Origin of the sequence: Thalassospira sp. MBR-102 (assembly GCF_040549275.1) — a bacterium.
Taxonomy (GTDB): Bacteria; Pseudomonadota; Alphaproteobacteria; order Rhodospirillales; family Thalassospiraceae; genus Thalassospira; species Thalassospira xiamenensis.
Genome location: NZ_JBEPTC010000002.1, coordinates 131,782 through 150,350, shown reverse-complemented (window position 1 = coordinate 150,350; position 18,569 = coordinate 131,782). Strand labels below are relative to the sequence as shown.

Sequence of the window (18,569 nt, the reverse complement as noted above, 5' to 3'; positions counted from 1 at the left end):
GATCAATCAGCACTTTCCATCAGTGATAGAACCTGATCAAGGGTCGGGGCGGCGTCGGCAGCACCATAGCGCGTGGTCGCCAATGCCCCGGTCGCACAGGCAAACCGGACGGCATCACGCAATGGTCGTCCGTCATGCAGGGCAACGGCCAGCCCGCCATTAAAGCAATCCCCCGCGGCAACCGTATCAATTGCGGCAACGTCAAAGGGTTCGACCCTGCCCGACTGGTCGCCGTCGGAATAAAATGCGCCCCTTGATCCCATTTTGATCACCACGATACGCGCGCCCATTTCGTGCAGTTTTGATGCGGCCGCGTGGGCGGTTTCATCATTGTCGGGGTGAATGCCGGTCATGGCAGAACATTCACTGATATTCGGGGTGACGATGTCGGTCAGTTCCATCAGATCGCGCAAAACAACCCGGTCGGGCACCGGTGCCGGATCAAGGATGATGGTTGCGCCAGCTTCGCGGGCGTATTTCATTGCGCAGGCAATGGCAACAACCGGGCATTCGAGCTGCACCAGCAGATAATTGCAATGTTCCAGAAACACCTGTTTTTCGCGGATGTCGGCCCGGCTCATGGTCATGTTTGCCCCACCGGCCACCGTGATGATGTTTTCGCCAGCATCGTCGATGGATATCAGGGCGGTTCCGGTCTGGGCGTCGGTCGACTGGATCAGCTGGTTGGTGTCAAAGCCTTCGGCGTTCAGGGTATCGATCAGGCTGCGTCCCAGAACATCATTGCCGATTTTGGAAATGAAAACAGGCATTTGACCCAGTCGTGCAACGGCAATCGCCTGATTGCATCCCTTTCCGCCCGGGCCGGTCATGTAATCCTTGGCCGATACGGTTTGGCCGGGTTTGGGCAATTGGGCAACGCGGGCGGCAAAATCGATATTGGAACTTCCGACGATGGCAATGGTCATGGACTATCCGATTAGAAAATTTCTAATACCTTTTACTGATATTGGCATCTTTTCAGGTGTTTAAAGAACCCGGATGCAACATTTCAGGTGAAATGCATCACACCGCTGAAAGGCCGGTCAGGTAAGGCAATCGGTATGGTCTGATGACGTATTCAGACAGGTTGGAATTCATCGCGCAGGGCAGCATAGATTCGTCTGAATTTGGCAAATCGCGGCTGATAATCGGCATGTTTGCGCATATCGGGTTCGATCACTTCCTGAATGACCGGTTTCTGGCAGACATCCTCGACCGTTTCGTGATCAAGTGCCAGCCGCCCCAGACGGGCCGCGCCAAATGCCGGGCCCTTGGCCGCCCCTTCGTATCGGGCAAGCGGACATCCCATGATGTCGGATATCAGTTGAATCCAGTATCGGCTGCGCGCGCCGCCGCCAATGACACCGGGCAATTCGCAATGCGTTCCGGCGGCATGCAGGCGCGATTGCCCGTCCAGAAGGGCAAAACCGACCCCTTCGAGTACCGATTGCACCATTGTTTCGCGCGATGTGTCACTGCCAAGGCCAAAGAACACGCCGCGCGCATAGGGATCGTTATGCGGGGTCCGTTCGCCATTAAGGTAGGGCAGGAACACAACATCCGACGGGGCCTTGTGTCCGGCTTCGGTGCGTTGCAGCAATGCGCCGATATCCTTTTCCCCCAACAGGTTTGCCGCCCACAAAAGGCAGCTTGCCCCGTTAAGCAGTACGGCCATCTGGAACCAGTGCTGCGGCACGGCATGGGCGAAGCTGTGCAGAAGTTCGTGGGGTTTCGGGCGATAACGGTCCGATGCCACGAAAATCTGTGACGAGGTGCCAAGCGAAATGAAGCCGTCGCCATGGCTGACCGCGCCGACACCGATGCCACCGGTCGCGGCATCGCCGCCACCACCGGCGACAATCACGGTCGGCTTCATGTCCCAGCGCGCGGCCAGTTCACCGCGCAGATGGCCTGTGGGGTCGCTTCCTTCGGCAAGGCGGGGTAGTTGGGCGATATCCATGCCGGTTGCGGCAATGGCGTCAAAATTCCAGCTGCGGCTTTCTTCATCAAGCCAGAGCGTACCGGCGGCATCCGACATTTCGGTGACCTTTTCGCCGGTCAGGCAGAAACGGATGTAATCCTTGGGCAGCAGGACGGTTTTGATTCGGGCAAAGATTTCGGGTTCGTGTTTGCGCAGCCACATCAGTTTGGGCGCGGTCATGCCGGGCATGGCAACCACACCGGCCCGCGATGGCAGATCGGGCAGGGCGGCCTGCAATTCATCGCATTCGGCCTTGGCCCGGCCGTCATTCCACAGGATCGCCGGGCGGAGCGGTTTATCATCGGCATCAAGGATCACCGCCCCGTGCATCTGGCCGGACAGGCCGATGGCCCGAACCGCGGCAAGGGCTTTGGGGTTGGATGATTTCAACTGATCCAGCGCCGTGCAGGTCGCAGCCCACCAGTCATCGGGGTGCTGTTCGCTCCAGAATGGTTTGGGGTTGCTCAGCGTCAGGGGCACATCGGTTTCGGCGACGGTGAGCGAATGTTCATCCATCAGAAGCGCTTTAACGGCAGATGTGCCGACATCTATTCCGAGAAACATGTGGGACGGCCTCCTGGGTCCTGACCTGGACTCTTTTTTTGGTCTTGGTTACTTGGCCGTCATCATAGCAGGGCAATTTCTGATCGAAAGATCAAAAGCTTTGCACGTTGGTTAAATCATCAATCCAATGCAAAAAGGCCACCGCAGCGATGCGATGGCCCTTGAATGCGTAACCTGGCAATGATTAGCGGGTCGGAACCGGCTCGTCACCGCTATAGTCATAGAAGCCGCGGCCGACCTTGCGGCCAAGCCAGCCGGCTTCGACATATTTGACCAGAAGCGGGCAGGGACGATATTTGGTATCGGCCAAGCCATCATGCAGGACATGCATGATCGACAGGCAGGTATCCAGACCAATGAAATCGGCCAGTTGCAGCGGCCCCATCGGATGGTTTGCGCCAAGGCGCATGGCATCATCGATGGACCGGACATTGCCGACACCTTCGTAAAGCGTATAGATCGCCTCGTTGATCATCGGCAGCAGGATGCGGTTGACGATGAAGGCCGGGAAATCTTCGGCACTTGCCGTGTCTTTGCCCAGTTTCTTGGTCAGTTCATGAATGGTGCGATAGGTCGGCTCGTCCGTGGCAATGCCGCGGATCAGTTCGACCAGCTTCATCAGCGGCACCGGATTCATGAAGTGCATGCCCATGAATTTCGACGGGCGGTCGGTATAGGATGCCAGACGCGTCACCGAAATGGACGAGGTGTTCGTCGCAATGATGGCCTCGGGGCCCAGAACCGGACACAGAGCCTTGAAAATCTGTTTCTTGGTCTCTTCGTTTTCGGTTGCGGCCTCGATCACGAGATCGCAATCAGACAGGAAGCTGTATTCCGTACCCGTGGTAATCCGGGCGAGGGCTGCTGCTTTCTGTTGTTCGGTGATCAGGTCTTTCTTGACCTGACGATCCATGTTCTTGCCAATCAGGCCAAGCGCCTTGTCGAGCGCCTCTGCCGATACGTCAAGCAGTCGGACGTCGTAGTCGGCAAGTGCAATCACATGAGCAATGCCATTGCCCATCTGACCGGCGCCGATTACGCCAATGGTCTTGATATCTTCAAGCGAAGCCATTTGTTCCCCACTCATCCCCAAGGGTCAAAACAAGGTCAGAACAACGTTCTTTAGATTGTTCTGACCCTAGATGGGATCTGATTATTTGTCGAGTTCGCTCGCCAATGCGGGAAGGGCCTCGAACAGGTCCGCGACAAGACCGTAATCGGCAACCGAGAAGATCGGTGCTTCTTCGTCCTTGTTGATCGCAACAATGACCTTACTGTCCTTCATGCCGGCAAGGTGCTGAATCGCACCTGAAATGCCTACCGCAATGTATAGCTGCGGTGCAACAACTTTGCCGGTCTGGCCGACCTGCCAGTCGTTCGGGGCGTATCCCGCATCGACGGCGGCGCGCGAAGCACCAATGGCAGCGCCGAGTTTATCGGCAATCGGTTCGATCAGGTGGAAGTTCTCGCCCGAGCCCATACCGCGACCGCCAGAGATGATAACGCTTGCTGCGGTCAGTTCCGGACGTTCCGACTCGGTCAGTTCCTGACTGACAAAAGCGGATTTTCCGGCATCTTTCGCAGTTGCAATATCTTCGATGGTTGCGGAACCGCCTTCGGCTGCGACCGGATCAAAGCCCGTGGTACGCACGGTGATCAGTTTCAGGCTGTCGGACGACTGAACGGTTGCCATCGCGTTCCCGGCATAGATCGGACGGACGAACGTATCGGCACTTTCGACATCGGTGATGTCGGAAATCTGTGCGACGTCTTTTAGTGCGGCAACGCGGGGCATGAAGTTTTTGCCCGTGGTCGAGGCGGCGACCAGAACGTGGCTGTAATCACCGGCCAGTTCATTGACCAGACCCGCCATGTTTTCGGCCAGGAAATGGCCATAGGCCGCGTTATCGGCAACCAGAACCTTCGAGACGCCCGCAACCTTTGCGGCCGCATCGGCAACCGCACGGCAGTTTTCGCCCGCGACCAGAATGGTGATGTCGCCACCGATTTTCTGTGCGGCGGCAACGGTATTGAGCGTTGCGCCCTTCAGTTCGGTATTGTCGTGTTCGGCAATAACAAGAATGCTCATTTGATCGGCCCCCGCTTAAATCACTTTGGCTTCGTTGCGAAGCTTGTCGACAAGCTCGGCGACGCTGGCAACTTTCACACCTGCCTGACGTGCCGGTGGTTCCGTCACTTTCAGGGTTTTCAGGCGCGGCGCGGTGTCGACACCAAGATCGGCCGGGCTTAGGGTATCAAGCGGCTTTTTCTTGGCCTTCATGATGTTGGGAAGCGACGCATAGCGCGGCTCGTTCAGGCGAAGGTCGGTGGTGACGATGGCCGGAAGATCGATCTTGATGGTTTCAAGGCCACCATCGACTTCGCGGGTGACGTCAAGCTTGCCATCGGCAACGGCGACCTTGGACGCGAATGTGCCCTGCGGCCAGTCCAGAAGGGCGGCCAGCATCTGACCGGTCTGGTTGGCGTCGTCATCAATGGCCTGTTTGCCGAGGATCACGAGATCCGGGCTTTCCTTGGCAACGACTTCCTTGAGAAGTTTGGCAACGGCAAGCGGTTGCAGTTCGTCGTCGGTTTCGACCAGAATGCCGCGATCGGCACCCATGGCAAGGGCGGTACGCAGTGTTTCCTGACACTGTTTCACACCCAGCGATACGGCGACCACTTCGGTCGCGGTGCCGGCTTCCTTGAGGCGGACGGCCTCTTCAACGGCGATTTCGTCAAACGGGTTCATGGACATTTTGACGTTGTTCAATTCAACGCCAGACTGGTCCTGTTTGACACGGATCTTGACGTTGTAATCCACAACGCGCTTAACGGCGACAAGAACCTTCATGACAGACCTGTTCGTTTTTGTTGTCGAAGCTATGGGCTTGCTGCGTTCTGCCGGGGCAGTCCGTAGCGGGGCCCGATGTTACTGTTTTCCCCGCGATGCACAATAGGGGGTGCTACGGGGCTTGTCAATTTACGTAAAGAGGTTAACGTTAACGATAACCTCTTTACTGAAATTCTGAAGTATCTGGCGGCATTGATAGGCAACCAGCCCCCGAAAAGACAGGGATTTATTCGAATATTTGCCTAGCGGGTCAGGCCGGGTTGCCACAGGATATCGTCCTTGCCGCCATTATTGGCATGACGGGCCAGAACGAACATATGGTCCGACAGGCGGTTGATGTAGCGCACCGCTTCGGGGTTGATCGCCTCGATTCCCGCAAGTTCGACAATCAGCCGTTCGGCGCGGCGCGATACGGTGCGCGCGACATGAAGCTGGGCGGAAAGGGCGCTGCCGCCGGGCAGGACAAAGGATGTCAGCGGATCAAGATCGGCATTGATCGCATCGATTTCGGCCTCAAGCCGTTCGGTTTGCGTGGCCGTAATGCGAAGGGCCGGGCGTTCCGGGTTATCGTCGCTGCCGTCACCCGGCGTGCACAGATCAGCCCCAAGATCAAAAAGATCGTTCTGGATCCGGGCCAGCATGGCATCGACATCACCCGTCGCATGCAGGCGGGCAACCCCGATCACCGCATTGGTTTCGTCCACCGTGCCATAGGCCGCAACGCGAATATCGTTTTTGGCAACGCGGGTGCCATTGCCAAGGGCGGTTTTACCCTTGTCGCCGGATTTGGTGTAGATGCGGGTCAGTTGAACCATCTTGAATTCCGTTATTCTGAGACGTGACTTTCTGAGGCTAGACCTCCGGCGGGCTTGTTTTATTTGCCAAGCGCCATGAAGGACAGGATGACCAGCAGCAAAAGGGCAATCCCCTGTACGAGCACGCGAAGCTGCATCAGCTTGTTGGATTTTCTGGCATCCTTGCCGCGCGCCATGGTGATGATGCCAAGCACCAGAATAACCGCGACCGCGGCCATCGCGATCAGAACGCCAATCTGTAAAAATCCAGCCATACCGGACTACTCCTTTGTGCCGCCCTTGCGGTGGTAATGTGCCGGGCGGGGCGACATGCTGCGTCAAACTGCGGGCGGGGGCAAGGTCGCAGATCGAAAAATCTTTGCGATTTCCGATGACTGGTTCCTATTGCTGGCCGGATGGCGTGAAATCGCGCCGGTCAATCCGAAGCTTTTTGATCCGCGATGCCAGTGTTGTCGGCTTTACATTCAAAAGCACCGCCGCGCCATCGGGGCCGAAAATCCGGCCGCGTGTGGTTTCAAGGGCGCGGATGATATTGTCATATTCGTGTTTGCGCCGGTCATCTTCGGTCAGGATTGCGGATGCGGGACTTGCCTGATCACGGGCGGGGTTGGCGTTGCCGGGGTCGGTTTCGCGGCGGTTGGGTTCGGGCAGGTCAAAATTAAGTTTGCCGTCACGGGCCAGAATGGCAGCGCGTTCGATAATGTTTTCCAGTTCGCGGGCATTGCCGGGCCAATCATATTTCATCAGGCTTCTGACCTGCCCGTTGGTCAGGGTCAGTTGCGGGATGTTCAGCCGCTGGCAGATATTGCGCAGGAAATGTGTCGCCAGGGGCGGGATATCGTCGGGCCGTTCGCGCAGCGGCCGGCATTCAATGGGAAACACATTGAGGCGGAAATACAGGTCCTCGCGGAAGCGGCCGAGCCGGACTTCTTCCTTGAGATCGCGGTTGGTTGCGGCCAATAGCCTTACATTGACCTCGCGCGTGCGTTCCTCGCCGATGCGTTCGAACTTCTGATCCTGCAGAACGCGCAAAAGCTTGCCCTGCAGTTCCAGCGGGATTTCACCGACTTCGTCCAGAAACAGGGTGCCGCCATCGGCCAGTTCGAACCGGCCAACGCGATCGCGCACGGCCCCGGTAAAGGCACCGCGGACATGGCCGAAAAACTCGCTTTCGAACAGTTCATGGGGGATGGCGGCACAGTTCACGCGGACCAGAACACGGTCGCGCCGGTGGCTTGCCTGATGGATGGCGCGCGCGATCAGTTCCTTGCCGGTCCCCGATTCCCCGGTGATCAGGACGTTGGCATCGGTAGGGGCGACCAGATCGATCTGTTTGAGCGCACTATTGATCGCCTCGGACTGGCCGATGATTTCATGGTGGTTGTTGGTTGAAAGGATTTCTTCCTGCAGGTAGGCGTTTTCAAGTTCCAGCCTTTCGCGCAGGCGGTCGACTTCGGCAAGCGCCGCATGCAGCTTTTCCTCGGCAATCTTGCGTTCGGTGATATCGCGAAACACGATCACCGCCCCGATCACCAGCCCATGATCGCGGATCGGGGTAGAGGTATATTCAACCCGGATCGGTTTGCCGTCGCTGCGCCAGAAGACTTCATCATCAACGCGCCGAACGATGCCTTCGCGAAACGCATTGTAAATCGGGCAATGTTCGGCGTGGTAGGGATCGCCATTGATATGCGAATGGTGGATGATCGAATGGATTTCCTTGCCCACCAGTTCCTCTGCCGTCCAGCCCAGCATGCGTTCGGCGGCGGGATTGACAAAGGTGGTGACGCCGTCGCTGTTGACCCCGTAAATGCCTTCGCCCGCCGCACCCAGTATCAACTGGTTTTCGCGTTCGATTTCACGGAAAAAACGTTCGGCGCGCCGCCATTCGGCAATGCCTTCGCGCAGGTAATTATCGGCCTCTGCATCAACGTCGCGGCGGTGGCGGGCATCAAGATCACAAAGGATGATGATCAGGTAATCCTCGTCCTCCCAATGCAGGGCGCGGGCTTCGTGTTCAAGCCGGATTTCGGTGCCATCGGCATGCATCAGGTTAAGGCCCCGCGTCCAGGCAAAGCCGTGATAAAGGGCGGCCTGACTGAACACCACAAGGCTTGGCACCTGCCCCTTGTGCAGGCTGCTCATGGCGGTGGATTTCAGATCGGAAATGCTGCGGCCCAGCAAATGCGCCGCCGCCTGATTGGCAAACATGATGCGATCACTTTGCGGATGCACCAGCAAAGTCGGATGAATATGCGATGCAAGGGCCTGTTGATACAGGGCGTCCGAAACCGTTGGGGGTGGCGGGTTTGCAATCTGATCCATCATGATCGGCCTACGATATTTCGTAAATATGGTTACGAAATATCGTAAATTACGAAATTTCGTATGGCCTGAGATTGCGCCTGTTTCGGGCCAAAGTCCAGTCTTTCCCTAGAGTTTGTCGCGCCGCACAAATCTGGCACGCCGGTTGCTGTTATCACCCCGAATATCGGTGTCGCCTGACGGGCGGCGTAAACAAAACAGGGGGTGACCACATGTCTATCAAAAGTCTGGGCGATCCATTCAGTGGCGAAAGCGATCTGCGGCATAGCAAATCGTGCGGCTGCGAGGCTTGCGCAACCGGCAAACATCACCATGCCGGTCATGACCATCACGAAGACACATACGATCTGGCATCGATGCCCGCGCATAGCGATATGGCGGCTGACGGGGCGGCATCACCGTCTGGCAAGCTTGCCAGCAGCGAGGAAATGCTGGATCGCGCGATTGAAAGTGCGGTGGTCCGCTCTGTCTTCGGGCATAACGAAATTTCACGTCGTTCCTTTGCTAAAATGGTTGGTAGCGGGACGATGATGGCGGCACTGGCATCGGTCCTGCCGCTTGATAAGGTCAAGGCGGCGATCCTTGATGATCTGGGCACGCCGGAGAAGACCAAGCTTAATATCGGTTTTGTTCCGATCACCTGTGCGACCCCGATCATCATGGCCCAGCCGATGGGCTTTTATGAGAAATACGGTCTTGATGTTGATGTGATCAAGACGGCGGGCTGGGCGGTCGCACGCGACAAGTCCCTGAACAATGAATATGACGCGTCGCATATGCTGACGCCCATGCCGCTTGCCATCACCATGGGGGCGGGTTCGACCGCGACCCCGTTCCTGATGCCAGCAGTTGAAAACATCAACGGGCAGGCGATTGTCCTGCATAACGACCATCTTGATAAACGCGATCCCAAACAGTGGAAGGGCTTCAAGTTCGGTGTGCCGTTCGAATATTCGATGCACAACTTCCTGCTGCGTTATTACGTCGCCGAACATGGCCTTGACCCGGATAAGGACATCCAGATCCGTGTCGTTCCGCCGCCCGAAATGGTCGCAAACCTGCGTGCCGGTAATCTTGATGGTTATCTGTCGCCTGATCCGTTCAACCAGCGCGCCGTCTGGGAAAAAATCGGCTTCATCCACACCCTGACCAAGGATATCTGGGAAGGTCATCCGTGCTGCGCATTTGCCTGTTCCAAGGCGTTTGCCGATGAAATGCCCAATACCTATGGCGCACTTCTGAAATCGATTGTTGATGCGACGCAATACGCATCCAAACCCGAAAACCGCAAGGAAATTTCGGCCGCAATTGCGCCGACCAACTATCTGAACCAGCCGGTGCCGGTGATCGAGCAAGTCCTGACCGGGCGTTATGCCGATGGTCTGGGCGAGGTCAAGAACGTGCCGGATCGCATCGATTTCGATCCGTTCCCGTGGCATTCGATGGGTGTGTGGATTCTGACGCAGATGAAGCGCTGGGGCTATATCGACGGCGATGTTGATTACAAGAAAATCGCCGAAGAAGTCTATGTCGCGGCCGATTGCGCCAAGATCATGAAAGACCTTGGTTACGAAGCGCCAGACAGCACCTATCAGAAATACACGATCATGGGCAAAGTGTTCGATCCCGATCAGCCCGAGGCCTATGTCAACAGCTTCCCGATTGGCAAAGGGGTAAGCTGATATGATCGCATCCCTGAATGCCAGGGCGCTGCTGTTGTCTGCTGTTTTGCTGGCGGTTCTTCTTGGAATATGGGAGGCCGCCAGCCCCCAGCAGAAACTGGGCAGTGAACTGACAGAATATGAAATCCTGATGGGCGGGGCAGAGCCAAAGGCCGCTGTGCCGCCGCCATCTGCGGTATTCGTCAAGGCGTGGGAAGAACTTTCCAACCCTTTCTATGATGCCGGTCCCAACGACAAGGGGATTGGCATTCAGATCGGTTATTCGCTTTATCGCGTGCTGTCGGGCTATTTTCTGGCGGCGGCAATTGCCATTCCCGCCGGGTTCCTGATTGGCATGTCACCATTGATGTATCGGGCACTTGATCCGTTCATCCAGATACTTCGCCCGATCTCGCCATTGGCGTGGATGCCGCTTGCGCTGTTTGTCATTCAGGACAGTCAGGCATCGGCGATCTTTGTGATCTTTATCTGTTCGATCTGGCCGATGCTGATCAATACGGCCTTTGGTGTTGCCGGTGTGCGCAAGGATTGGGTCAATGTCGCGCGCACCCATGAACTTGGCACGCTTAAAACCGCGTGGATCGTCATTCTTCCGGCAGCGGCACCAACCATCCTGACGGGGATGCGGATTTCCATCGGGATTGCGTGGCTGGTGATTGTGGCCGCCGAGATGCTCGTGGGCGGTACCGGCATTGGCTATTACGTCTGGAACGAATGGAACAATCTGGATCTGACCAGTGTGATCTTTTCGATCCTGATGATCGGTCTTGTCGGCATGCTTCTTGATACGGCGTTCGCCTATTGCGCCCGCCTTGTGCAGTACCAGGAATAAGGAAAAGCACCATGCCAACACCCTTCCTGAGCGTACAGGGACTAAGCAAACGGTTCCCCGGCCCCAAGGGCTCTGATCCGTTAACCGTGTTTGAAAACGTCAATCTTGGCATCGAAAAGGGCGAATTTGTCTGCATCATCGGTCATTCGGGCTGCGGCAAATCGACGATCCTGAATATCCTTGCCGGGCTGGATGAACCGACCGACGGTGCGGTGATCATGAATGGCAGGGAAGTATCGGGGCCCAGTCTTGATCGCGGCATCGTGTTTCAGAACTATTCCCTGTTGCCGTGGTTATCCGCGCTTAAAAACGTGACCTTTGCCGTGCAGGCGCGCCATCGCAACTGGACCAAGAAACAGGTCCATGATCATTCGATCAAATATCTGGAAATGGTGGGCTTGACCGGGGGGGCGGAGCTTCGCAAGCCATCGCAATTATCAGGTGGTATGCGGCAGCGCGTTTCGATTGCGCGGGCCTTTGCCATTCAGCCGGAACTTTTGTTGCTGGATGAGCCGTTTGGGGCACTGGATGCCCTGACACGTGGCAGCATTCAGGATGAACTGATCCGCATCTGGGCCGGGTCGGATCAGACCGTTTTCATGATCACCCATGATGTGGACGAGGCGATCCTTCTTGCCGACCGCATCCTTCTGATGACCAACGGCCCCTATGCACGGGTGGCTGAATCGGTACAGGTCGATATCGAACGTCCGCGCGTTCGCGCCGATATCATCCATCATCCCGACTATTACGACATTCGCAACCATCTGGTCGAATTCCTTGCCAAACGGTCCCGCGAACTGGCCGGAAAACGCGACGAGGATGGCGTTTCGGAACCAAACGTCATCCGTTTTGGTCTGAACGGGCAGGTTGCCCAAAAATCCAACAAAGGTGCCGACGAAACACCCGCCCGTCCGCGGGTGGTGAATGGTGCCGACTAATTCGTAACGACACAGACAGTGAAGTGGAGAAAAGCTGTGAAAAAAGCAGATGTGAAAGAACTGATCATTACGTCCAAAAAAGCCAAGGGCCTTGGCTGGGAAGAAATCGCCAGCAAGATCGGCATGTCCCCGGTCTGGACGACCTCGGTCTGCCTTGGCATGAATTCCGCGCCCAAGGAAAAGGCCGACATGCTGGTGGCGCTGCTGGAGCTTCCGGCGGAGGCATCCGCCGTGCTGCAGGAATGCCCGATGAAAATCTGGGAACAGGCGGTGCCGACCGATCCGGCGGTTTACCGCATTTATGAAATCATGGGCGTTTACGGCGAAACGATCAAAGAAATCATCCATGAAAAGTTCGGCGACGGCATCATGAGCGCGATCGATTACGAGATGTATATCGAACGCAAGGCCGATCCGAAGGGCGACCGTGTTGTTGTGACCCTTGATGGTAAATTCCTGCCGTATCGCGCCTGGTAATATCACACGCGGTTAAGGCAATCCCATATCGGCAGCGGATGACTATTGGTCCGCATGTCGCAGTCCAGTCAGGCCAATCTGCATGCGCGGGTTGGCCTGATCTGTTGTTGCCGTGGGACTGAAACAGGGCGGGAAACAGTCAATTGCCAAATTCGCGCTGGCGGGAAGGCCGTCTTATCCTGCATCTTGGGGACATCACGTTGGATAGGGGTTGATGATCTGGCGCAATGTGCGATCCCATCAACCGCCATGACCCTCATCAGGAAGGATAACAATCAGATGGCTGATCTGTCCGCATTTGACATCACCAAACGCTGGCCCGCCAAGGACCCCGATATCCTGCAGCTTTATTCCCTGCCGACGCCAAACGGGGTCAAGGTTTCGATCATGCTGGAAGAAACCGGTATCGATTACGAGCCGCATTTCATTGATATCGGCAAGGACGAAACCTGGACACCGGAATTCCTGTCGCTGAACCCGAATGGCAAAATCCCGGCCATCATTGACCCGAGCGGCCCGGATGGAAAACCGGTTGGCCTGTTTGAATCGGGCGCAATTCTTTTGTATCTGGCGGAGAAAACCGGAAAATTCCTGTCGTCTGATCCGATTGCCCGGATTGAAACCATCCAATGGGTGTTTTTCCAGATGGCGGCGATTGGCCCGATATTTGGTCAGCTTGGCTTTTTCCACAAATTTGCCGGGCGCGAGTATGAGGATAAACGCCCGCGGGATCGGTATGTTGGGGAATCCAAACGTTTGCTCGGTGTTCTCGAAACCCGTCTTGCCGGGCGTGACTGGATCATGGGCGATGAATATACCATTGCCGATATCGCAATCCTTGGCTGGGTGCGCAATCTGATCGGTTTCTATGATGCCGGGGCACTGGTTGATTATGACAGTCTGAAAAACGTTCCGGCATGGCTTGAACGCGGGCTTGCGCGACCGGCGGTAAAGCGTGGTCTGGAAATTCCGGCGCGTCCTTAGTTTGCCGGTGTTGTGCAATCAATTGGCCCGCCGGATGAAAAATCTGACCAGCCGGTCAGAAATGCTTTTCATCCGACCGGGCTGGGATTAACACATGGGGGTAATCCAGTATTCGTCCCACGTTTCAAGCGAGCCCACCCATGACCACCTCGACGACCAGCCGTATCAAGGATCCGGCACTTGCCGCCAATATCACCGATGAAACCCTTGCCTGGCGCGAGGTGATCTGCCCGGTGACGGCCAAATACGGCAATTACGTTGCCAAACGTGATCTGCGTGACAAAACCATCGTCAGTTTTCAGCACGTTCTTGAAGACACCATTCCGACCCTGCTGCCGTTTGTCAAAGCAGGCGCCACGGTCAAGGTGGGCGCGTGCAACCCCGACAGTACCGATGATGTTGCCGCGGCCTATCTGGCGGCGAACGGGGTCGAGGTCCATGCCTTTTCCGGCATGACGCCCGATGAATATGCCAAAAGCATCGATATCCTGTCAGACAGCCCGGCCGATATCGTGGCCGATATGGGTGGGGAGCTGATCGAGGCGTTCGTGAAAAAGGGCCATAAGGTTGATGGCGCGCTTGAAGCGACCACGACCGGCGTTCACCGCGTTGAAAAGCTTGATTTCACCTTCCCGGTCTTTAACTGGAACGATATCGCGATCAAGGATCGCCTGCATAACCGCCATCACGTGGCACAGGAAATGTGGCCGGTGTTTTCCAATGTTACCGGTCTGGCGCTTTATGGTCGTTCGGTTCTGGTGATCGGTTTTGGCCCGGTCGGGCGCGGCGTTGCCGAACGGGCGCGTAATCTGGGTGCAGTGGTTTGCGTCGCCGAACGCGATCCGGTTCGTGCGCTTGAGGCCCAGCATCACGGTTGCCGGGTTGTTGGCCTTGAAGACGGGCTTCGGGAGTGTGCGATTGTCGTTACCGCGACGGGTTTTTCCGGCATCCTTGGCGCGGATCAGATCAAGCTGGCGCGTCGTGGTGTCATTCTGGTCAATGTCGGGCATTCCAATACCGAAATTGACGTCAAATGGCTTGATACGCAGGAACGCACCCGGATGCGTCGCTATATCGAGCGTTTCACGCTTGAGAATGGCAAGGAAGTTTACCTTCTGAACCGTGGCAGCCTGCTTAACCTCGCACCGGGCATGGGGGGATCGGGCAAGGATCTGTTTGATCCGTTTTCCGCCATTCTGATCCGCGGGATCGACTGGCTGGCATCGGGTGGGGCATCGTCATTCAAGCCGGGATTCTATGCCTATCCGGCGGATGTCGAACGCGAAATTGCCGAGGCGGTTTTGCATTCGCACAGCTGATAGGGCGGAAGATGCAACAGGGCGGGGATATCGATTTCCCGCCTTTTGTATCAGAACCGGTATTTTGATACGGTTTGATACAAGTTAATGCCCCATTTGGCATAATATGGTGAAGTTTTTCTGGTTAGTTCATTCCGTTGTCGGGGTGTTCCCGGCTGCGGGGTGACATTCGGGACCACGATCATGAAAAACATATCCTTCATTTATGCCGGTTTTCTTTCTGTGATTACGCTGCTTTGGCTGGCGGCCAATCCGGGCCTGTTCGAGGTTGCCGAATTCATTCAGCTTCGAAATTTCATGGTCCAGTATTTTGGCACCCTGTCGATTGCCATCATGAGCCTGATCATGATTTTGGCGACACGTCCGGTCTGGCTTGAAGATTATACCGGCGGGCTCGACAAGACCTATCGGCTGCACAAATGGCTTGGCATTACGGTTCTGGTGACATCCGTGATCCACTGGCTTTGGTCGAATGGCCCGAAATGGGCATCGGCCCTTGGTCTGATTGAAGGCGGTCGGCGCAGGTCGCATGGGGATCAGATCGGATTTTCCCAGTTACAGGGCTTCTTTGCCGGTCAGCGCGGCTTTGCCGAGGGGATTGGCGAATGGGCGTTCTATGTTGCCGCGGCCCTGATGATTATTGCCCTGATCAAATGGTTTCCCTATCGCTGGTTTGCCAAAACACACACCTTTATCGCTGCGGCGTATCTGGTACTGGTGGTGCATGCGATGTTCCTGTTTGAATTTGGCAACTGGATCAGCCCGATTGGCATTGTGACGGCTGTGCTTCTGATCGCGGGCACGATATCGGCATGTATTGTCCTTGCCGGGCGGGTCGGCCGTAACCGGCAGGTCGCCGGAAAGATCGTCAATATCGTGCGTCTGCCTGATATCGATACCGTGCAGATCACCATCATGCCCGAGGCGGGCTGGCAGGGGCACAAGGCAGGGCAGTTTGCCTGCGTTGCCTTTGGGGATGACGAACGCCCGCATCCCTTTACGATTTCCTCGCACTGGAACCCGGAATTCCCGCAGATCACCCTGCTGGTGAAGGCACTGGGCGATTATACGGAAACATTGCCGGATAATTTGCGCGTCGGGGGTGACGTCCGGCTTGAAGGGCCCTATGGCCGGTTCACCTTTGGGCAGGGCAATGATCGTCAGGTCTGGATTGCCGGTGGTATCGGTTTGACGCCGTTCCTTGCAAAACTTGAAGAACTCGCGCTGAAACCGGCTGCGGGCGAACAGAAGATCGATTTCTATCAGGTCGCCCCGAGCGAGGATGCGACCCTGATGGACCGTATCCGGCAACTGGCGCACAAAGCCGGGGTTACCCTGCATGTCTGGCGCGACGATGTGGACGGCCTTTTGAAAGCGGAGCGGGTTCGAGCCGATATTCCCGACTGGCATGCCGCCAGTTTCTGGTTCTGCGGGCCACAGCCCTTTGCCGCGGCATTGAAACGCGATCTGGTCCGCGAGGGGTTGCCTGCCAAATCATTCCATACCGAACTGTTTGAATTTCGCTAGGTCAAAATGCAAAAGGGGCAGGTCTTGCGATCTGCCCCTTTTTTCAATCTGCGATCTTGCTGCCCGATCTGATCAGGCGCGATATCCGATGCGCAGATTGCCCCATTGTTCGCCATTCACGACAATCGGGATGTCGCATTCCTTCATGAACACGACTTCCGATCCCATGTCGCGGAAGTAGGTCTGCAACAGTTTGGGTTTGGTGTTGCGCGCCGCCATCAGGCCGGCCCGGTCGTCAAAGATGCGCCGGTTGCGGCAATTGCCCATGTTCCATGCCGGTTCACCGGGGCGCTGTGGCTGACTGTAAACCTTGTTATGGGTCGGCAGGAAGCCGTTGATATCCACCCCGGCGGCAAAGACGATATGTTTGTCCTTTTGCAGGATTTCTTCCTGCAAGGGGGTGAAATGCCGGTCGGTAAAGGGGATGTAGGGCGTCATGAACTGTATCGGATCAGAGCCCTCAATCGGTTCGTAGCGGGGACGGAACAGATCATCTTTGCGGATCTCGCCGCTGCGGATGCCGTTTTCCAGTACCTTTGCCAGTTGGGCCGCCAAGGGGGCGCCCAGTTCGGCGATCTTGTTGTCGTGATCGCGGGTTTTTTGCAAAAGCCCCATGATCGTGCGGTTGGCGTCTTCGTCCAGTTCGGTGAATTGGACATGCGATCCCAGACCTGAAACCGCTTTTAAAATGCCATGCAAACGTGTGCTGCCATCAAGCAGGATCGAAACCGGTTTGCCATTGTCCTGATCGCTGGCCTTGATGCGCGCCAGAAGACCGGCAACCGACATATCGGCGGAAACACCTTTGCGTTTGTCGCCATTGCCGAAATCCATTTCGATATCAACGGCAATCGGGACGCGTTCCTGATTGCGGCGGTTGCTGCTGTCACTGGTGCGCAGAACAACGCGGAACCGGTTTTCCATTTCGTTGATATCCTTGCGGATATTCGAAGAGAGAATACGCAGGTTTTCCGATGTCTTGCTGGCATTGTGCGATCTTTCACTTGCCAGTGCGATGTCGCTGGAAATGCCCTGCATATGGGTGGAAACTTCCTGCGCGCTGGTTGAAATCTCGCTGATGGCGGCGGTCTGTTGCTGAACCGATGATGCGATATCCGATGACAGCTGGCTGACTTCGTCAATCGCGCCGCCGATGCCCTCAATCGCGCCAACGGCGTCGGAGGTTGCGTCCTGAATGGCGGTGATCTGGGCGTTGATGTCGGAAATGGCTTTTTCGGTTTGGGATGCCAGGTTTTTCACCTCGTTGGCAACAACGGCAAAACCCTTGCCGGCATCGCCCGCGCGGGCGGCTTCGATGGTGGCGTTAAGGGCCAGCATCTTGGTCTGATCGGAAATGCGTTTGACGATATCGACAACCTTGCCGATCTCGCTTGCGGTGTCTGACAGGCTGTTCATCGTGACCGATGTTTCCTGTGCACGGGTCACGGCCTGACTGGCGATATCGTTGGTTTTGTGGATGCGGTCGGCGATTTCCTCGCTCGATGCCTGCAATTCCTCGGTCGCGGAGGCGACGGTGGAAACATTGTTGCTGGCAATGGCGGTGGTTGACGTGATCCGTTCAACCAGTTCCGACAGATCATGCGCATCGGATGCCATGGTTTGCGCGACGTCATTGGTACGTCCGGCCTGAAACCCGACTTCGGCGATGATGTTATCGGTTTCGCGTTCGATGATTTCCGACATCGACTGGATTTCCGATGCCGACCTTGCCTGTGCTGCGTGGCGTTCGGCCTTGGCCATCAGGCAGGCCATATCGCCCATCAGCATCGAACGGCAGGCATCGAGAACGCCGGGATCGCGTCGGCCGCGTCCCTCGGACGTCGCCAGCCTGGCGAAATTTTCGATTGTGTTGTGGTAGGCTTGGACGATGCGGCTGGCGGGGATGCCGGCAATGGCATCGGCCAGAATGTGATCGGCAAAGCAGGCATCGAAATCCGATCCGCTATTGGCCGCCATCAAGGTGCGCAGGCGTTTGGCCAGTTCGCTGACATGGGCCTTCGGATCGTGCGGATTGCGGCTGCTTTGGCCTGTGCCAAACAGCTCTGCCAGAAGGCTTTCGGCGAGCTTGTCGGCATGTTTGTCAAAGATTTCACGCGCAGCATGTGCACGCGTGAAAATTGCATTTTCCGGTGATGCAGACGCGTGATTCATGAAACGTCTCTCCCTGTTTCCCCATCGGCACATCAGGCCGCGCAGGCTTCGATTTTTTCGATTTTTTACCTGCTGATTGGGGTGATGTTACCACCG

The 18,569-nt window shown here is 56.4% G+C and carries 16 protein-coding genes; 7 read left to right on the top strand and 9 right to left on the bottom strand.

Going from position 1 to position 18,569, the window contains the following annotated elements; all coding sequences use genetic code 11:
- Positions 1–2: 2 nt before the first annotated feature.
- The 8 genes from rbsK to ABIE64_RS04125 form a co-directional block, all read right to left on the bottom strand.
- Positions 3–926, bottom strand: a complete 924-nt coding sequence (rbsK, locus tag ABIE64_RS04160; protein ID WP_110252489.1) for a ribokinase — start codon at positions 924–926, stop codon at positions 3–5.
- A 152-nt stretch (positions 927–1,078) separates the two neighbouring features.
- Positions 1,079–2,545: a xylulokinase gene (xylB, locus tag ABIE64_RS04155; protein WP_007092019.1), complete on the bottom strand. Its 1,467-nt coding sequence runs from the start codon at positions 2,543–2,545 to the stop codon at positions 1,079–1,081.
- 184 nt (positions 2,546–2,729) lie between these two features.
- Positions 2,730–3,617, bottom strand: coding sequence for a 3-hydroxybutyryl-CoA dehydrogenase (locus tag ABIE64_RS04150; protein ID WP_037987116.1), 888 nt, complete (start codon positions 3,615–3,617; stop codon positions 2,730–2,732).
- An 81-nt stretch (positions 3,618–3,698) separates the two neighbouring features.
- On the bottom strand, positions 3,699–4,634 hold the full coding sequence (locus ABIE64_RS04145; protein WP_063092072.1) for an electron transfer flavoprotein subunit alpha/FixB family protein: 936 nt from the start codon (positions 4,632–4,634) through the stop codon (positions 3,699–3,701).
- A gap of 15 nt (positions 4,635–4,649) precedes the next feature.
- Positions 4,650–5,399, bottom strand: a complete 750-nt coding sequence (locus ABIE64_RS04140) for an electron transfer flavoprotein subunit beta/FixA family protein (protein WP_037987118.1) — start codon at positions 5,397–5,399, stop codon at positions 4,650–4,652.
- A gap of 242 nt (positions 5,400–5,641) precedes the next feature.
- Complete coding sequence (locus tag ABIE64_RS04135) at positions 5,642–6,214, bottom strand: cob(I)yrinic acid a,c-diamide adenosyltransferase (protein ID WP_354376711.1); 573 nt, start codon at positions 6,212–6,214, stop codon at positions 5,642–5,644.
- A gap of 59 nt (positions 6,215–6,273) precedes the next feature.
- Complete coding sequence (locus ABIE64_RS04130; protein WP_062961271.1) at positions 6,274–6,468, bottom strand: twin transmembrane helix small protein; 195 nt, start codon at positions 6,466–6,468, stop codon at positions 6,274–6,276.
- Positions 6,469–6,595: 127 nt separating this feature from the next.
- Positions 6,596–8,542 carry a sigma 54-interacting transcriptional regulator gene (locus ABIE64_RS04125; protein ID WP_354376710.1) on the bottom strand — a complete coding sequence of 649 codons (1,947 nt, stop codon included), beginning with the start codon at positions 8,540–8,542 and terminating at the stop codon, positions 6,596–6,598.
- Positions 8,543–8,751: 209 nt separating this feature from the next.
- Between ABIE64_RS04125 and ABIE64_RS04120 the strand changes: the two genes are divergently transcribed.
- From ABIE64_RS04120 to ABIE64_RS04090, 7 genes are all read left to right on the top strand, one after another.
- Complete coding sequence (locus ABIE64_RS04120; RefSeq protein ID WP_354376709.1) at positions 8,752–10,221, top strand: CmpA/NrtA family ABC transporter substrate-binding protein; 1,470 nt, start codon at positions 8,752–8,754, stop codon at positions 10,219–10,221.
- Position 10,222: 1 nt separating this feature from the next.
- Positions 10,223–11,053, top strand: coding sequence for a nitrate ABC transporter permease (gene ntrB, locus ABIE64_RS04115; RefSeq protein WP_007092352.1), 831 nt, complete (start codon positions 10,223–10,225; stop codon positions 11,051–11,053).
- Between the two features lie 11 nt (positions 11,054–11,064).
- Positions 11,065–11,994, top strand: a complete 930-nt coding sequence (locus ABIE64_RS04110; protein WP_354376708.1) for an ABC transporter ATP-binding protein — start codon at positions 11,065–11,067, stop codon at positions 11,992–11,994.
- Between the two features lie 36 nt (positions 11,995–12,030).
- Positions 12,031–12,471 carry a cyanase gene (cynS, locus tag ABIE64_RS04105; protein WP_007092354.1) on the top strand — a complete coding sequence of 147 codons (441 nt, stop codon included), beginning with the start codon at positions 12,031–12,033 and terminating at the stop codon, positions 12,469–12,471.
- A 279-nt stretch (positions 12,472–12,750) separates the two neighbouring features.
- Positions 12,751–13,455, top strand: coding sequence for a glutathione S-transferase N-terminal domain-containing protein (locus ABIE64_RS04100; RefSeq protein WP_354376707.1), 705 nt, complete (start codon positions 12,751–12,753; stop codon positions 13,453–13,455).
- A 140-nt stretch (positions 13,456–13,595) separates the two neighbouring features.
- On the top strand, positions 13,596–14,774 hold the full coding sequence (locus tag ABIE64_RS04095) for an adenosylhomocysteinase (RefSeq protein ID WP_354376706.1): 1,179 nt from the start codon (positions 13,596–13,598) through the stop codon (positions 14,772–14,774).
- Between the two features lie 183 nt (positions 14,775–14,957).
- Entirely contained in the window at positions 14,958–16,301 is a 1,344-nt protein-coding gene (locus ABIE64_RS04090; RefSeq protein ID WP_354376705.1) for a ferredoxin reductase family protein, read from the top strand.
- A gap of 72 nt (positions 16,302–16,373) precedes the next feature.
- Here ABIE64_RS04090 and ABIE64_RS04085 read toward each other — a convergent pair whose 3' ends face one another.
- On the bottom strand, positions 16,374–18,473 hold the full coding sequence (locus ABIE64_RS04085) for a methyl-accepting chemotaxis protein (RefSeq protein WP_354376704.1): 2,100 nt from the start codon (positions 18,471–18,473) through the stop codon (positions 16,374–16,376).
- Positions 18,474–18,569: the final 96 nt, after the last annotated feature.

Coding starts and splice junctions, on each gene's coding strand:
- rbsK (WP_110252489.1), bottom strand. CDS start 926: ATGACCATTGCCATCGTCGGAAGTTCCAATATCGATTTTGCCGCCCGC.
- xylB (WP_007092019.1), bottom strand. CDS start 2,545: ATGTTTCTCGGAATAGATGTCGGCACATCTGCCGTTAAAGCGCTTCTG.
- ABIE64_RS04150 (WP_037987116.1), bottom strand. CDS start 3,617: ATGGCTTCGCTTGAAGATATCAAGACCATTGGCGTAATCGGCGCCGGT.
- ABIE64_RS04145 (WP_063092072.1), bottom strand. CDS start 4,634: ATGAGCATTCTTGTTATTGCCGAACACGACAATACCGAACTGAAGGGC.
- ABIE64_RS04140 (WP_037987118.1), bottom strand. CDS start 5,399: ATGAAGGTTCTTGTCGCCGTTAAGCGCGTTGTGGATTACAACGTCAAG.
- ABIE64_RS04135 (WP_354376711.1), bottom strand. CDS start 6,214: ATGGTTCAACTGACCCGCATCTACACCAAATCCGGCGACAAGGGTAAA.
- ABIE64_RS04130 (WP_062961271.1), bottom strand. CDS start 6,468: ATGGCTGGATTTTTACAGATTGGCGTTCTGATCGCGATGGCCGCGGTC.
- ABIE64_RS04125 (WP_354376710.1), bottom strand. CDS start 8,542: ATGATGGATCAGATTGCAAACCCGCCACCCCCAACGGTTTCGGACGCC.
- ABIE64_RS04120 (WP_354376709.1), top strand. CDS start 8,752: ATGTCTATCAAAAGTCTGGGCGATCCATTCAGTGGCGAAAGCGATCTG.
- ntrB (WP_007092352.1), top strand. CDS start 10,223: ATGATCGCATCCCTGAATGCCAGGGCGCTGCTGTTGTCTGCTGTTTTG.
- ABIE64_RS04110 (WP_354376708.1), top strand. CDS start 11,065: ATGCCAACACCCTTCCTGAGCGTACAGGGACTAAGCAAACGGTTCCCC.
- ABIE64_RS04100 (WP_354376707.1), top strand. CDS start 12,751: ATGGCTGATCTGTCCGCATTTGACATCACCAAACGCTGGCCCGCCAAG.
- ABIE64_RS04095 (WP_354376706.1), top strand. CDS start 13,596: ATGACCACCTCGACGACCAGCCGTATCAAGGATCCGGCACTTGCCGCC.
- ABIE64_RS04090 (WP_354376705.1), top strand. CDS start 14,958: ATGAAAAACATATCCTTCATTTATGCCGGTTTTCTTTCTGTGATTACG.
- ABIE64_RS04085 (WP_354376704.1), bottom strand. CDS start 18,473: ATGAATCACGCGTCTGCATCACCGGAAAATGCAATTTTCACGCGTGCA.